A 14,925-nucleotide genomic window follows, 5' to 3' on the forward strand; every position below is an offset into this window, starting at 1 on the left:
CCGCACCTTCGGCATACGTAGCTGCCATTGTGTGCAGGAGGTGGTGGCCTGCCGAATCCGGGTGCCCCTGGATTATTGCAATGCGCCTGGTCATCGCTCTGCTCCAAAAGAGATCGTGTGCATGAAGCTCTGCAAACGGCCGCCTTGGTGGGGGCATGCGGTTCGCGTAGTTGGGTTGGCTTTTTCGCTTCGTGGTTATACCTATTGATGTAGCGCTTCTCTTCATCCTCGTCGAGTACGTTGAAGCCAGGAGCGTTGGGCCTGCGAAGGGAACCGGCCGAGGCGCACCAGCAGTGCGGAGAGCAGACTGCCGCCCAACACCAGTAGCCAATCTTCCAGATGCAGCGGTTGCAGATGCAGCAGTGTGCCGAGCCCGGGCGTGTGGACCAGCAGCGCCGAGAGCGCCGGGGGGGCGAGCGCCATGAGCCATGCCGCGACGTGGCGCAGGCGGCTCAACGCTGCCGTGATCCCTGCCCCGGCGAAGATTAGCGAGAGCAGCGCCACGGTCCTGGCATGGTCGACGGCATAGTCGGCGCCGAGGCCATTCAGGTAGGTGCTCGTGACCACCAGGGTCACTACTGCGCCCACCGCCAGGATTCCCCACCACTCGCGGCGGTCAAAGAAGCGCGGTTGCGTTCCTCTTGGCGGGGGTGGCCCCATGGCCTGACGCGATGGCAGGTTCTGGAACACCAGCAGTGCGGTCGGGTGAATGATCAGCTCCAGCCACACGATGTGGATCGGCAGGTAGAGCAGGGGGTAGCCCAGCATCGGTATCAGGGCGGCGGTGATCACTAGCGGGATGTGCACCATGAGCAGGTACTGGAAGCTCAGTTGCAGGTTGGTGAACAGCCGGCGCCCCTCGGCGATGGCCCCGACGATGCTGCCGAAGTCGTCGTCCAGCAGCACGATGGAAGCCACCTCCCGCGCGCTGCGGGTACCGCGCTCCCCCATGGCGATGCCGATGTCAGCGGCCTGCAGGGCCGGCACGTCGTTGACCCCGTCGCCGGTTACCGCGACGATCTCCCCGCCCTCTTGCAGGGCGCGCACCAGGGCGAGCTTCTGTGCCGGTAGGGTCCGTGCGACGATGTCGATCCCGTCGGCGACAGGCTCGCTGCGTGCTATCCGTGCCGCGAGTTCGTCTCCCGTGATCACCTGCGGTTGCTCACCGCCAAGCCCCAGCTCACGGGCGATGGCAATAGCCGTTCCGGGGTGGTCGCCGGTGACCATGATGACACGGATGCCCGCCGCCCGGCAGGCCGCCACGGCCTCCGGGACCCCCCGGCGCACCGGGTCCTCGAAGGCCAGCAGCCCGGCGAAGTGCAGCTCCCGGTCCGGTTCGCCGCCGGTCCAGGCCTCGGCGGCGAGCGTGCGGTAAGCACAGCCGATCACCTTGTGGCCGTCGTTGCTGAAGGTCTCCACCGCCGCCAGCCAGTCGCCCCGATCGGATTCCGGCAGCTCGCAGAGCCCCAGCACCACTTCCGGTGCACCCTTCACCGCGACCAGCAGGCCGTCCGCCTGCGCGCTCACCATGGTGGCCTTGCGCCGATCCTCGGTGAACGGGAAGCGGGCCACCAGGCGCGCCTCCGCCGGGGGGCAGTCCGCCAGCACGGCCTCGTCCAGCGGGTCGCCGCTGTCGGCCTGGGACGCGGCCGCCGCCAGCCCCCGCAGGCGAGCTTCGCTCAGGCCCGGCGCCGGGCGCAGGTGGGTCAGCCTCAGGCGCCCCTCGGTGAGGGTACCCGTCTTGTCCGAGCAGATGCAGGTCACGCGGCCGATGTTCTCCACCACCAGGCTGCGTCGCACCAGGGCGTGACGACGGGCGAGGCGGTAGACCCCTACGCCGAGAAAGAAGGTGAGCACCACGGGAAACTCTTCGGGCAGGGCGGCGATGGCCAGAGTGAGTGCACTGAGCAGGGCGTCCACGAGACCGTGGCCCTGGTGATAGCGCAGCCACGCCAGCGCCAGGCAGAACACGATCGCCGCGACGATCAGCACCTTGACCAGATGCGCCACCGAGCGCTGCAACGGGGTCTGGGCGTGGGTGCCCGCCACCGCCGAGCGCACCACTTCGCCGTAGAGGGTCTCGGCGCCGGTCAGGGCGATGCGCAGCCAGGCATGGCCCGTCAACAGACGAGTGCCGGCCAGGCCCCAATGCACCTCCTCGACCGACGTCTCGCGTGTGGTGGCGGGTCGCGCCCTTTCAACCACCTGCTTGCGTACCGGCCAGGCCTCGCCAGTGAGGGTGGACTCATCCACCTGCAGCTCCTCGCCCGCGACGATCAGGCCATCGGCCGGAAAGAACTCGCCGGAGTTCACCAGCACGAGATCGCCCGGCACCAGACCCTCGGCCGCCACGGTCTGCTGAGCGCCGTCGCGCAGCACCCGGGCGGTGGTCGCGAGTCGACCGCTGAGCCCTTCCACCGACGCCTGGGTACGCCGGTGCAGGTAGGCGTCCATGCCGAACAGCGGCACCAGGGCCAGCAGCATGACCAGCGCCTCGGTGTAGCTGCCGATGAGCGTGAACAGCGCACCGGTGGCCAGCAGGAACCACAGCATGGGGTCACGCAGCGTATCCGCCAGGGTCGTGCGCCAGCCGCTGCGTATCCCCGGGATGATGGCGTTGGGGCCGTAGCGAGCCAGGCGCGCCTGGGCCTCGGCCGCGCTTAGTCCTTGCCGCGGATCGACAAGCCCTTCCAGCCGCTGCATGGGTACGCTGCGCCGCACCTGCTTCCTCCTTTTGCCGGACAGTTCCGCTTCCCGTGCTGCGGGACTACTCTCTCCACTTATACGCCAGGCTCGACGTCTCTTCCTCGTGCCGACGCGCTGCCGGATGTACCCGGGTCAAGAGGGGGCCGTATTCAACCGGACCCTGAGGTGAGTAAGCACTGACTGGTGTAGGCTTGCCGGTGTGAGCTTGGCTCACTCAGTTCGTTTCAACCCGCCCTGGAGCGTCCGGAATGAAGACTCAGTATTACACCGCCACGAGCCTCGATGGCTTCATTGCCACCGAAGACGATTCCCTGGATTGGCTCTTCCCGCTGGGGGACATCAACGATACGAGCTACTCCGCCTTCTTTGCACAGGTCGGGGCGCTGGCCATGGGCTCCACCACCTATGAGTGGATGCTGCGCCATTCCGAAAAAGTTGCCGAGGAAACCGGCTCGGCATGGCCCTATACGCAGCCAACCTGGGTCTTCTCTAGCCGCAAGCTACCGAGCATCGAAGGCGCGGATATCCGCTTCGTGCAGGGCAGCGTCGCACCCGTTCATGCCGAGATGGTGAGAGCGGCAGGTGGGAAGAACCTCTGGATCGTGGGCGGTGGCGATCTAGCCGGCCAATTCCATGATGCCGGCTTGCTGGACGAAATTCTCGTGCAGGTGGGCTCAGTCACCCTGGGCAACGGCAAGCCGCTGTTCCCACGCCGCATCACTAACCCGCCGCTGGAGCTGGTCTCCGTCCGCCAGGTGGGGACGGGCTTTGCGGAGCTGCGCTATCGGGTGCCGTGAGGCAGAGGAACGCTGCTCTTCAGATCATCAACGCCCGGCTGTGCTCCAGCTGACGCTGGGCTTCGGCCAGAGTGTGGGCTTTGCCACTCCAAGGCAGACGTTCCCCTGCGTGGTGAAGGTGGTACTCGACCTGGCATCGGTCCTCGTCGTCCAGGATCTCGTAGCGGTGGATCTGGTCGCCGAACTCGTTGCACCACCAGTTGTCGGGGAGTTGGGTCCAGTTCATGGCGTCACCTCCACTGGCGCATCAACGCCAGGATTTTCCAGTTCACCACCGCGCACTTGCGCTTGGCTTTGATCTCGTGTGCTCGGCGGGCTTCATGGCGCCAAAGCGCCTCTCCATCCACTAGGCACTGCCGGAGTCGTCGCCGCCAAGATACACTAATCGTGCGTTTGGTAACATTTAGTTGCATTTAGCCTAGTATAAAGTTTATCGGCTTGCCCATCCCAATCTTGAGCATTTTTTTGCGAGGCCTTTGAAGGGCACAGCGGCGCTGCGTGGGGCCACGCCGTGGCCTCCGCGCAGAGCGCCAAACCTCCACCCTCAGGCAGAGGGATTCAGAATGGCGTCGATTTCAGCTGTATCGAAATAGAAGGGCGTACCTTCAACCAGTAATCCGTTCTCGAACCTCAATATTTCTAAAAATGGCTGTGTGACTGTTCTCCCAGTTGCTCGGGCTGTCAGATGCAAGGTGCACGACACGTACAGCTTGGCTGGAGAGCCGGCATGGCTCAAATCCTCCACTGCCACCTTGCTGAATGCTTTGTTCATTTGCTGCATCAACCCGGCGATACCTTCCAAGCCTAGCCAGTCGCCTGAGTACGGGAGTGATGTCGGCTCGTGGACGACAACATCGGGGTGAAAAGCATCTGCTAATAGGCGAATGTCTTTTGACTCCGATTGCATAAAAGCCATCTCCACCTGGAACATTCTTTCGAGCATCTGCCTAGTAGAAAGCGATTCTTCTTGGCTGGTTTTCATAACGCCCTCGGCTGTATATGAATGACAATAAAAGGCTACTGGCCCCGCCGATGGGGCGACTATCCGTTTATTGCCGCCAAACTGAGATCTGAAGCGAGCAGTACGGCTTGGTAATATTGGCTTGCTACTGTTTTGGTCTGCGGTCATTACGCTCAGATCATCCGTCGTGTTTCGGGCCTGAGCCAAGCGGCGCTACCTCAAGCCACAGCAGGTTAGTAAGCACTGACTGGAGGGGCTGGACTCGCTTCGCTATGCTGAGGCGAAATCGATGCCAGGGAATCGGCCATGCTGATCGAGATAATAAGAAATACGCCGCGTTGGGTTTTCCTGCTCTTCATCGTGCTGCTTGTGATGGGCTATCAGCAGAGCAGGGACCGCACCGCCAGCCGACGCAGTATCACCATCCTGCCGGCCGTCTTCCTCGGCCTGGCGTTATACGGCGTCGTCTCCGCATTCGGCGCCGACCCTGTCGGCTTGGCACTGTGGGCGCTCGGTATCACCCTCTCCGTGGCGCTTCATATCAAGCTCGCCATCCCCAAGGGAGTACGCTTCTCTCCCGAACACCAAACCTTCCACCTGCCGGGTAGCTGGCAGCCGCTGCTCATCATGCTGGCGATCTTCTTCGCCAAGTACACGGTGGAGGTGATCCGTGCCCGGCAGCTCCCGCTTGCCGACACGGCCGAGTTCACTGCCACCGTCAGCCTGCTCTACGGGCTATTCAGCGGCGTGTTCCTGGGGCGGGCGATGGTGATGTGGCGGACTGCACAGGTAAGTCGTTTAGAACGGGTGTGACCTGATAGAGATTTGGTAGACGAGACAGGTTATGGCCATAGAAAGGGTGGCCCGGATGGAAGAGATCCTAATCGAGTGGCTGCGGTCGGACCGTTATAGGATGGCCGCGCTAGACATTGCCAGCCAGCTGGAGCTGAACGATTGGTGTTTGGCAGCCGGCTTTCTTCGGAACCTCGCTTGGGACAGGATCCACGGTTATGACAGGCCCACACCCTTAAATGACATCGACTTGATTTACTTTGATCGTATCGACGCATCCGCGGAGAGGGATGAGTCATTGGAGGCACAGCTCCGCTCCAAGTCGGCACATCCTTGGTCAGTCAAGAATCAAGCGAGGATGCACGAGCGCAACGGAGATAGGCCATATTCATCGACGGCAGAGGCAATGAGCTACTGGGTTGAGGTTGAGACAGCGGTCGGTGTGCGACTGGACCGGACAACCGGGAGACTGACGCTGGTGGCGCCGTTCGGGATCGATCCATTGTTTGCCAGGACGGTTACGATGAACTCGAAGCGGAGCAAGCCTGAAGAGTTCGCAGCACGTGTACAAAGCAAGGGCTGGCTGGACACTTGGCCTCAGCTCTCGGTGGTGACTTGACGCCCGGCTGGAGCTGACGGTTTCGGCGTGGCTGAGCTTCACCTTCGACACAATGGAACAGCAAGCAGCAAACAGGGAAAACTTGAATGCAACAAACCACAGAAGAACGTCTTCACTCGTTGCAACTAGAACTACCTGAGGTCATCAAGACGAGGGGCAATTTTCGTCCCTACGTTATCTCGGGGAACACGCTTTATCTGTCAGGCAAGGGGGCTCCCTTACACGAAGGCGGAGGCGCCGTCCCAAAAGTAGGGGAGGACGTCACTGTCGAGCAGGCCCGGGCTTATGCCCAAGAGGTCGGCCTGTACCTGCTGGCGCTCATCAAAGAGGCGCTCGGAAGCTTCGAGCGGGTGCAGCGTGTCGTCAAGGTTTTTGGCATGGTGAACGCTGACCCCCACTTTACTTCTCACACGGAAGTCATCAACGGCTGTTCTGATCTGTTTGTTGCAGTTTTCGGTGAGCGCGGTGAACATGCTCGTTCTGCCATTGGTGTTGGTTCATTGCCTAAGGGGTTCGCTGTGGAAATTGAAGCCATCGTTGAGTTCTTATAGGTCTATCGCGCCGAAAGAATCCGTTTCTGGCTACCCGTTCATGCCAAGCGATAGAGGCATGAGTATAGGCGGGAGGGCAGTGATAGACCTGTCGGTTGGCTTCTGGATGACATCTAACAACAGACACCGCACGTCAGCTGCACTATCAACTATCGAAGGCTAAATACTACGGAGCACCACATGCCAGTCTTTACGACAATCGAATTTCCCGGCGTTACCGAAACGACGTATGAGTCGCTCGGAGCCAGTCTGGCCTCCAAAGGAGCGCCGGTGGGCATTCTCTACCATGCTTGTGGTGCTGTTTCCGGTGGCTGGCGCATCGTGGATGTGTGGCGCTCTGCAGAAGACTTCGACAGGTTCGTGGATGGAACGCTTCTGCCGGCGGCGCGTGCACTCGGGCTTCCCGAGCCGGCCCGGCGAGAGTGCTTCCCGGCGCATCATGCCGGGCAGGTCGTCTCGTGATGGCCCAATGCTTTCCTTTTACCGTGTTCGCTGACTAAGAGTGGAATCGATGAAAAACGCCAGAGCGTTCTGGAACAGAAGTGCCGCGCGCTACGCCAAGAGCCCCATTCGCAACGTGAGCGCGTACCAGAAGAAGCTGGCTATCACCCAGGAGTACTTGCGTCCGGATTCGGCCGTGCTGGAGTTCGGCTGTGGTACGGGGAGTACGGCGATACTCCATGCCCCCCATGTCAGGGATTTGGTTGCTATCGACATCTCCGACAAGATGCTGGAAATCGCCGAGCAGAAGGCACGGGATGCCGGCGTTGAGAACATCTCCTTCCGGCGAGGCACCTTGCAAGAGGTGGAGCTGGCGGAGGCGAGTTTCGATGTCGTGCTGGGGCTCAACATCCTGCACCTGTTAGAAGACCTGGAGGCGACGCTGGCCAGGGTGCACAGCCTGCTCAAGCCCGGCGGCGTGTTCGTTTCCAGCACCGTCCTGATCGGCGATATCAACGTTCTGTTTCGTATGGCGATTCCACCCATGCAGCTGCTGGGGCTCGCTCCCTATGTGAACCGCTTCGGCAAGCAGGCGCTGGTCGATAAGCTGGACAGTGCGGGCTTCTCCATCGAGCGGGAGTGGCAACCCGGGAAGGGGACGGTGTTTATCGTTGCCAAAAAAGGGAGCGACGCAGGCTTACAATAAATTCCTGACCAGGAGGCCACCGATGAACAAGTCCGAGCTATCGAACGTCTATCGAGACTATATCGCCTGTCTGAACAGGCAGGACTGGTCAACGTTGGGGCGCTCGTGGATGAAGACGTCATGCATAACGGCGAGCGTCTCGGGGTATCCGGCTACCGAAGTATGCTGGAGAGAGACTTTTCCGAGATTCCCGATCTGTCTTTCAACATCGAGCTGCTGGTTTCCGAGCCGCCCTACATAGCCAGCCGACTCCGCTTCGATTGCACGCCCAAGGAGAGGTTTCTTGGCCTGGATGTTGATGGAAGACGAGTCTCTTTTACCGAGAACGTTTTCTATGAGTTCCGTGACAGAAAGATCGTGCAGGTGTGGTCCGTCATCGACAAGGCGGCCATCGAGGCGCAGCTATTGCCTACCTGATGTCCTGACCTACCCCTTGACCCCGACGAGATGACGCACCTGGCTTCCGTTCCTCGATGGCATCGTCCTCTGGCAACTGAGCAAGGGCTGGCTTAGCCGTATTGCGTAAGCCATTTCTTACATGCTGTAAGCGTTCTGCCTCACCGACACGACCAAGGTCAAATTTCAGGCTCGTTACGTAGATTTACACGCGGGATGGCGTTAGCGTGGGCTAAATAGACTGAAACAGCGGCCCTGCGCCGGAGCAGAGCGAGATGCGCCTTGGACTACACCTCGATCTTTTTTGAAGCCGTGCGCCCGCTGTGGTGGATTCTCCTAGTCGCGCTGGCGCTCGGCATCCTCAAGTCCCGCTGGTTCAAGGGCCTGTTCGGCGAGGCCTTCGTCAAGCTGATCGCCTGGGTGCGGTTGCCGGCGGATGAGTATCGGGGAATCCACAACGTCACGCTTGCCACGCCCGACGGTACCACGCAGATCGACCACGTACTGGTCTCCCGCTACGGCATCTTCGTCATCGAAGCCAAGCACATGACGGGCTGGATCTTCGGCAGCGAGCAGCAGGCGCAGTGGACCCAGAAGATCTACCGCAAGACCTTCAAGTTCCAAAACCCGCTGCGCCAGAACTACAAGCACGTGAAAGCGTTGGAAGCCCTGCTAGACGTGCCCATGGAAGCCATCCACTCAGTGGTGGTCTTCTCTGGCAGTGCCGTGTTCAAGACCAGCATGCCGGAGAACGTCACCATCGGCGGTGGCTACGTGCGCTATATCAAGTCGTTTCGCGAGCCTGTGTTGAACGATTTCCAGGTCCGGGAAGCCTTGGAAAGAATCGAAACCGGCCGATTGGCGCCCAGCCGTGAAACGCACCGCCAGCACGTCAAGCAGCTCAAGGCCCGCTTCGAATCCAGCTCCGACCGAGCTTGCCCGAAGTGCGGCAGCGCCATGGTACTGCGCACCGCGAAACGCGGCACAAACGCCGGCAACCGGTTCTGGGGATGCTCGGCCTATCCCAAGTGCCGGGCGGTGCAGGATGTGGCGTAGGGTGGGGATATCAGGCTCAAGATGCCACGGCACGTGCCGATGATTTATTTGGCAAGGTTAGTGTGAATAAGTGCTTCGAATCGGAGTTCAACATCGCCCGATAAAGGCACGCCGGCGGCCTGAAACCGCCAAGGTGGGGAGCCGATAAACGGCTTTCCCTGGCGGTAGCGTGCCATGGCGATAGAGGAAGACGATAGCATTCAGCGCCTGGTTCTGTGTGGCAGCTGCCACATGGCGCTCTACCGCAAGGTGCTCCAGAAAGGCGCGTACCTCGGAGCCCCCCATGTTGGAAGGATGGCGCACGCCATGCAAGCGAATGAAGTAGCGTATCCAGTAGAAGTAGGTTTTCTCGGTACGTGGGCTGTAGCGTTTCACTCGCATGGTAGCCTTCACCCGGACCATCAGCTTCGGCGGTCTGATGTGCGTGTCCATCTGCTAGTTCCTTCTTTATGTGGATATGCCTACAGTGTTATTGGTTCCGGCAAAGGTCGAAGGAGAATCAATGAGTTGGGAGAAAGGAAGCGCGTCAGATAATATTGTTGAACGCGCAGGATGTTCATCCAATATCAGGACGCGCAGTCCAATAACTGTTGAGCTTTAGGAATGAGTAAGAAATGACACATCGACTAAAAATCAACTTTCAAGGCAAAGAAGACCTCCCTGCTTGGGCAATTACTCATTATCTTCAGCAGACAGAGATTAACTACCAAAAATTTGTATTGGTAGAGCGGATTTGCGAGCTTATTTCCGAGGGTTTAAATCCAAATAGCTTGGTTGTAGCTAAGTCTTCGGCTGATCTGTTTCCAAAAAAGTCCATTGAGTACTCAGATTTTGATGATTTTGAAATACTTGCTGAAAAAGACGATTCGGCCAAGAAGTTTTGGCATGTAATAAGTCGCCATCATCGACCTGTTGTTTTTTACCGTGACGGTAATCGGTTTGTTCCCATATATAAGCCAACTGATGATAATTCTCTAACCATACGAAATGTAGGGGTGAATTCTCCGGTAAACCTCTCTCTCGAGGGGGCTGGAGGCGCTATAAGTGATATATATTATGCCAGTGATAGGGAGCAGCGCAGTCGGGTACAGTGGGAAAATGAGCAAATTGGTCAAACGGCTAGAAATGTTGAAGATATTGTCCGTGCTAGCTCAACCGCAAACAATTTGAATGTTCCAGAGGGGGTAAGGACTTATGCAAACGCTATTCTGGAACAGGCTCTTAGGAGGCAAGAAAAGCTGAATGAGGAAATAGGTATGAGCAATGCTCGCATTGACACTCAAGCTTAACAAGTGGGTGAAACTGACCGGTACTACGCTGCGCTTCGTCCCGGCAGCTTACCCAAGGCGTTAGAAGATTACTATGGAAGCAACTGAAGTCGTTCACGTCATGCAACCTGATCGAGACTGGGTCGACTACCTGGCTGCCTTGCTGGTACCGATGATTGCCATTGTAGGTGCCTTTATCGCTTGGCAGCAGTGGCGTATTAACCGAGCACGCTTAAAGAACGAGCTATTCGATCGTCGATATGAGCAGTTTTGTGTAGTAAGGGATTTTATTGGGTCGATAATGACATCCGGGAAAAGCACATTTGAAGAGCAAAGAAAGTATCTGGTCGGTACACGCGGCATGCGTTTCTTGTTCGACAAGAAGATTGCCGAGTACGTGGATGAGAACATATGGGCGCCAGCCATCGATCTAGAATGCTTGGAGTCCGAGTTGCAGGGGCTGCCTGTTGGTGGCGAGCGGAGCGCAAATGTCCGCAAGCAGCGCGACCTAAAGCAGAAATTACACGAAGAATTGAAGGGCCTAGAGGGTCGCTTTGCGGAGTATCTACAGCTTCGGCATTGATCGTCTTCTAACCACAGCGTCAACGCGGACCGGCTTTTCCGCGGGCGCTCCAAAGTCACCCGGTTACGCTGGGCGTTATGTTGCGTTTGCTAATTGCAGGGGTTTGAATGTCTGAGAGTCCGTTAAATGCTGCACTTCGCCACTTTGAGGCCGCGGAGGCAAATCTTGTTAAGACCGAGAAGCTGCTGGCCGAGATCGAAGCTGCCATACCAAGCGGGATAGCCTTCGGTGATAACCCTGACTATGAAACTAATTGCCGGAACTTGGATTCCTTGCTTACCGCGCTTCCAAAGATTGACGGATGGAAGCCAGAAATCACCCTGATGGAATTGGATGAAATTGCACAAAACCGATTGGATGCGCAGGAGGTCGGCGAGATCGAATGCATTGTGTCCGTCGAGCGTCAGATTGGGGAACCATCGCGGTTACTTCGCGAATATCGCTATCGCTTCAATCAGAAGCGGCGCGAGCTTATCCGGGACGCTCTCATAGAGCTCGTTGATGCTATCGATGCAAACCTTCGCCATCTTAGCAAACTGCTGGAAGGCGATGAACTCTCAAATGAAATTGTTACTGACGATGAGTTTGAACAGTTAAAGGAAAATGTAGCTCAAATTGCAACACTTCTCGGGAGTAGTGTCGCGAAACCTACTCGTTGGTCAGATCTGCATCGGCACATGCATTTCGGAATGCTTGGTGATCTTCATGACATCATCGAGCACGACTGGCCAAGCGTCAAAGCTGGTTTGCGTAAGTCCATGTACGGCGAAAAGGAGCCTGTCCCGGTGGAAATCGAGGACCTAGGTGCTTTGGTAAGCGCGAAGCCGAGAGGTCCGGTGGCAACAAGACTCAAGTGGGAAAGTTTGACCGACGAAGAATTTGAACGTCTGATTTTTGTTCTTATCTCGTCTGAGAGCGGCTACGAAAATCCAGAATGGTTGATGAAGACAAATGCTCCTGATCGTGGACGCGATCTATCTGTGTATCGTGTCTATGCTGACCCTCTGGGTGGAACACTAAGGCAACGAGTCATCATTCAGTGCAAACATTGGCAGTCCAAGAGTGTCGCGCCAGCCGATATAGCTGCGCTCAAGGAACAAATGAAGCTTTGGGAGCCACCCAGAGTCGACATTCATGTTATCGCCACCTCTGGACGGTTTACGTCGGATGCGGTTGCGGTTGTAGAAAAGCACAACCAATCCGATAGCGCTCTCCGAATTGAGATGTGGCCTGAAAGCCATTTGGAGCGCCTCCTTGCGAGTAGACCCGCAATCATTGCTGAATTTGGGCTTCGATAAACAGCAACATAACAACCGGTTCCACACGAACGGCTACGCAGGCGCGTGAACCGGAGCGTTAACCACCACCCCTGTCGATTTCAGCCAGCTCCATCCGACATTACATTGCCACCCACAGCAATAACCCACAGAACGGAGCTAGTCATGAAGCACATGGCAAAGAACACGATCTGCCTTTGGTACGATGGCGGCGCTGAGGAAGCCGCCCGATTTTATGCCGCGACCTTCCCCGACTCCTCGCTCCATGCGGTGCACCGCGCGCCTGGGGACTACCCAGCAGGGGAGGAGGGAAGCGTTCTGACGGTCGAGTTCACCGTGTTGGGCGTGGCGTGCCTCGGGCTGAACGGCGGGCCTATGTTCAAGCACAGCGAGGCGTTCTCGTTTCAGGTGGCGACCGAGGACCAGGAAGAGACGGATCGCTACTGGAACGCCATCGTCGGCAATGGCGGCGAGGAGAGCCAATGCGGGTGGTGCAAGGACAAGTGGGGCATCTCCTGGCAGATTACGCCGATCGCGCTGACGAAAGCGTTCACCAGCCCCGACCGTGCCGCCGCCAAGCGGGCGTTCGATGCCATGATGACGATGCGGAAAATCGACATCGCCAAGATCGAGGCGGCCTTTCGCGGTTGAGATGAGAACGGGCTTATCCAAAGCCGCCGACGCTTCCCCAGCGTCGGCGGCTTTTTTTGTGCGTCAGGCATGGCGTGCAGCTGCGCTTTATTATGATGCCGAGGTAAGGCTTCTTTTGGGTCTGAATATTCTCTTGAAAAGCGGTGTGAGTACCACGAGAAGAATCAGGGCAATAATGATCTTAGAAGTTGTGCTGTTTGCCAGTGCTGTCCAGTCACCCCCACCAATGCGCAGGGCAAGTCTCAAGTTTTGCTCGGCAAATCCGCCGAGTATCAAGCCAAGTACCACAGGCGGGAGCGGGAATTTCAGCTTATCCATGAAGTAGCCAACAAGGCCGAAGCCCAGCATAAGGTAAACATCGAACATGCGACCATTGATCGAGTAAACCCCCACCAGTACCAGTGCAATGATGAAGGCACCGAGTAACGGGCGCGGCAGGCGCAGTACCTGAGCGAAGCTGTTCGTGGCCAGGGCACCGCCGAGTACGATCAGCAGGATGGCGGCGAACAGAAACTGCCACATGAAGCCGAACACGATGTCGGGGTTGTCTCGGAAGAGCATCGGGCCGGGCTGTAGGCCGTGGATCAGCAGACCACCGAGCATCACCGCCGCAACCGCAGTACCGGGGATGCCGAGCGTCAGGGCAGGAATCAGTGCCGAGGCAGTATCGGCATTGTTAGAAGTCTCAGAGGCAGCTACGCCCTCAGGCTCGCCCTTGCCCCAGTCATCCGGATTGCTTGAGGCACGGCGTGCTTCGTTGTAGCTGAGGAAAGCTGCCATCGAGCCGCCGGCTCCTGGCAAGATGCCGACAAAGATGCCGATTATCGAAGAACGCAGCCAAGTCTTCCAATATTTCAGCATACTGGGAATGGCCTTCCAGAGACTGACGGTGTTGAGCTTACCGGACATAGAGGTATCTAAATCCACGATCTCTTCCAGCAGCGCAATGGCTGGAGGCATGGCGTAGAGCCCGACGAGCAGCACCACGACGTTGATTCCGTCGAGCAGTTCCAGGTGGCCGAAGGTGTAACGGTCATAACCCGAGATGGAGTCCAGGCCGACCAGCGATACGAAGACGCCGAAACAGGCGCTCATCAGCCCTTTGAGGATATCGCCACCGAGCAGGAAGACGATTGCCGACAGGCCGAAGACGGCCACCCAGAAGACCTCGGAGGGGCCGAAAAGCAGTGTCACCTTGGCCAGCGGTGGAGCCAGCAGCATCAGCACGATGGCCGAGGCGATGCCGCCAATGGCAGAGGAGACCACGGAGACCTGCAGCGCGTAGCCTCCCCTGCCTTGCTGAGCCATGGGGTAGCCGTCGAAGCTGGTGGCCACGGCGGCGGGAGTGCCGGGAATGCGCAGCAGTACAGCGGGAATGGAGCCGCCGTACATGGCGCCGTTATAGATACCGGCCATCATGCCAAGTGCAACCAGAGGGTCCATGCCAAAGGTGAAGGGGATCAGCACCGAGATAGCCATAGTGGCGCTGAGCCCAGGTAGGGCGCCGATGCAGATGCCGGCAATGACGCCGATAACCACGGCGGCGAAGTTGCCTAGTGACAGCACCGCCGGGAGTGCATCCAATAAACTTCCATACATGTGTCAGCCCTCCGTCAGCGGATGAAGAATTCAGTGGGAAGGTCCTGGCCCATCATCAGGACGAAGATAACCGCGAGGCCGCCGGTGAAGATCAGGTCCGCCAGTAGTAGCCGCTTAATATTCCGATAGCCGAAGCACCACGCCACCACGGGCACCATGACCGCGGTGGTAGTGTAAAAACCGATCAGGCTTACACTGACCACATAAATGCCGATGGACGTGATGATTCCGAGAAAGCGCGGCCAGGAATCGAAGATCCGGTGGCGCGGGGCCTTCACGCGTTCGCTTCGATTGGCGACGAAGACCCGCAGGATCATTAGTGCGGCGAGCCCGATCAGCGCGCTTAGCATGGTGATGGGCAGTATTGAACTCATGGTCGGCATGTCTGGCGTGCGTAACAGCAGAAACCCTGCGACGACGATTATGGCGATACCGGCGATAAGGTCGGGATGCGGACCGTGCTCGGAGGCTGTCTGTTTCATGGTCGATCCTGTCTGTCTGACTTGCTCACAAAGCGTCCTC

At 58.3% G+C, this 14,925-nt stretch carries 18 protein-coding genes; 12 read left to right on the forward strand and 6 right to left on the reverse strand.

Translation table 11 applies throughout. The annotated features are described in order from the left end of the window. Positions 1-222: 222 nt before the first annotated feature. A complete protein-coding gene (locus tag I4484_RS05725) occupies positions 223-2,721 on the reverse strand; it encodes a cation-transporting P-type ATPase (protein WP_197450027.1) in 2,499 nt (832 codons plus the stop codon). A gap of 233 nt (positions 2,722-2,954) precedes the next feature. Between I4484_RS05725 and I4484_RS05730 the strand changes: the two genes are divergently transcribed. Continuing rightward, positions 2,955-3,503: a dihydrofolate reductase family protein gene (locus I4484_RS05730; RefSeq protein ID WP_197450028.1), complete on the forward strand. Its 549-nt coding sequence runs from the start codon at positions 2,955-2,957 to the stop codon at positions 3,501-3,503. A 19-nt stretch (positions 3,504-3,522) separates the two neighbouring features. Here the strand turns inward: I4484_RS05730 and I4484_RS05735 are convergent, their stop codons facing one another. Continuing rightward, entirely contained in the window at positions 3,523-3,729 is a 207-nt protein-coding gene (locus tag I4484_RS05735) for a hypothetical protein (protein ID WP_197450029.1), read from the reverse strand. Between the two features lie 318 nt (positions 3,730-4,047). Beyond that, the gene (locus I4484_RS05740; RefSeq protein WP_197450030.1) at positions 4,048-4,485 is read right to left on the reverse strand and encodes a nuclear transport factor 2 family protein; all 438 of its coding nucleotides are present in this window, start codon (positions 4,483-4,485) and stop codon (positions 4,048-4,050) included. A 264-nt stretch (positions 4,486-4,749) separates the two neighbouring features. On the opposite strand from I4484_RS05740, the gene I4484_RS05745 reads away from it, so the two are divergent. From I4484_RS05745 to I4484_RS05775, 7 genes are all read left to right on the forward strand, one after another. Then, positions 4,750-5,277, forward strand: a complete 528-nt coding sequence (locus tag I4484_RS05745; RefSeq protein ID WP_330932863.1) for a DUF6622 family protein — start codon at positions 4,750-4,752, stop codon at positions 5,275-5,277. 31 nt (positions 5,278-5,308) lie between these two features. Then, the gene (locus tag I4484_RS05750; RefSeq protein WP_234283563.1) at positions 5,309-5,875 is read left to right on the forward strand and encodes a nucleotidyltransferase family protein; all 567 of its coding nucleotides are present in this window, start codon (positions 5,309-5,311) and stop codon (positions 5,873-5,875) included. 86 nt (positions 5,876-5,961) lie between these two features. Then, positions 5,962-6,426, forward strand: a complete 465-nt coding sequence (locus I4484_RS05755; RefSeq protein WP_197450032.1) for a RidA family protein — start codon at positions 5,962-5,964, stop codon at positions 6,424-6,426. 180 nt (positions 6,427-6,606) lie between these two features. Continuing rightward, the gene (locus I4484_RS05760; RefSeq protein WP_197450033.1) at positions 6,607-6,888 is read left to right on the forward strand and encodes a hypothetical protein; all 282 of its coding nucleotides are present in this window, start codon (positions 6,607-6,609) and stop codon (positions 6,886-6,888) included. Between the two features lie 49 nt (positions 6,889-6,937). Then, positions 6,938-7,573: a class I SAM-dependent methyltransferase gene (locus tag I4484_RS05765; protein ID WP_197450034.1), complete on the forward strand. Its 636-nt coding sequence runs from the start codon at positions 6,938-6,940 to the stop codon at positions 7,571-7,573. A gap of 105 nt (positions 7,574-7,678) precedes the next feature. Continuing rightward, entirely contained in the window at positions 7,679-7,990 is a 312-nt protein-coding gene (locus I4484_RS05770; protein ID WP_234283562.1) for an ester cyclase, read from the forward strand. Between the two features lie 261 nt (positions 7,991-8,251). Continuing rightward, entirely contained in the window at positions 8,252-9,025 is a 774-nt protein-coding gene (locus tag I4484_RS05775; protein ID WP_197450035.1) for a nuclease-related domain-containing protein, read from the forward strand. Between the two features lie 87 nt (positions 9,026-9,112). Here the strand turns inward: I4484_RS05775 and I4484_RS05780 are convergent, their stop codons facing one another. Then, the gene (locus tag I4484_RS05780; protein ID WP_197450036.1) at positions 9,113-9,457 is read right to left on the reverse strand and encodes a site-specific integrase; all 345 of its coding nucleotides are present in this window, start codon (positions 9,455-9,457) and stop codon (positions 9,113-9,115) included. 182 nt (positions 9,458-9,639) lie between these two features. Between I4484_RS05780 and I4484_RS05785 the strand changes: the two genes are divergently transcribed. The 4 genes from I4484_RS05785 to I4484_RS05800 all read left to right on the forward strand — a co-directional run bounded on the left by I4484_RS05785 (position 9,640) and on the right by I4484_RS05800 (position 12,804). Beyond that, complete coding sequence (locus tag I4484_RS05785; protein ID WP_197450037.1) at positions 9,640-10,314, forward strand: hypothetical protein; 675 nt, start codon at positions 9,640-9,642, stop codon at positions 10,312-10,314. A 73-nt stretch (positions 10,315-10,387) separates the two neighbouring features. Then, the gene (locus I4484_RS05790; protein WP_197450038.1) at positions 10,388-10,876 is read left to right on the forward strand and encodes a hypothetical protein; all 489 of its coding nucleotides are present in this window, start codon (positions 10,388-10,390) and stop codon (positions 10,874-10,876) included. A 107-nt stretch (positions 10,877-10,983) separates the two neighbouring features. Continuing rightward, a complete protein-coding gene (locus tag I4484_RS05795) occupies positions 10,984-12,174 on the forward strand; it encodes a restriction endonuclease (RefSeq protein WP_197450039.1) in 1,191 nt (396 codons plus the stop codon). A gap of 144 nt (positions 12,175-12,318) precedes the next feature. After that, a complete protein-coding gene (locus I4484_RS05800; protein WP_197450040.1) occupies positions 12,319-12,804 on the forward strand; it encodes a VOC family protein in 486 nt (161 codons plus the stop codon). Positions 12,805-12,894: 90 nt separating this feature from the next. On the opposite strand, the gene I4484_RS05805 is transcribed toward I4484_RS05800, so the two are convergent. Both I4484_RS05805 and I4484_RS05810 read right to left on the reverse strand, forming a co-directional pair. Further along, positions 12,895-14,403 (reverse strand): tripartite tricarboxylate transporter permease, encoded by a 1,509-nt coding sequence (locus I4484_RS05805; RefSeq protein ID WP_197450041.1) that lies wholly within the window; start codon positions 14,401-14,403, stop codon positions 12,895-12,897. Between the two features lie 14 nt (positions 14,404-14,417). Further along, positions 14,418-14,885 carry a tripartite tricarboxylate transporter TctB family protein gene (locus I4484_RS05810; protein ID WP_197450042.1) on the reverse strand — a complete coding sequence of 156 codons (468 nt, stop codon included), beginning with the start codon at positions 14,883-14,885 and terminating at the stop codon, positions 14,418-14,420. Positions 14,886-14,925 lie beyond the last annotated feature (40 nt).

The organism is Halomonas sp. SS10-MC5, from assembly GCF_015992245.1.
GTDB classification, from domain to species: Bacteria; Pseudomonadota; Gammaproteobacteria; order Pseudomonadales; family Halomonadaceae; genus Halomonas; species Halomonas sulfidoxydans.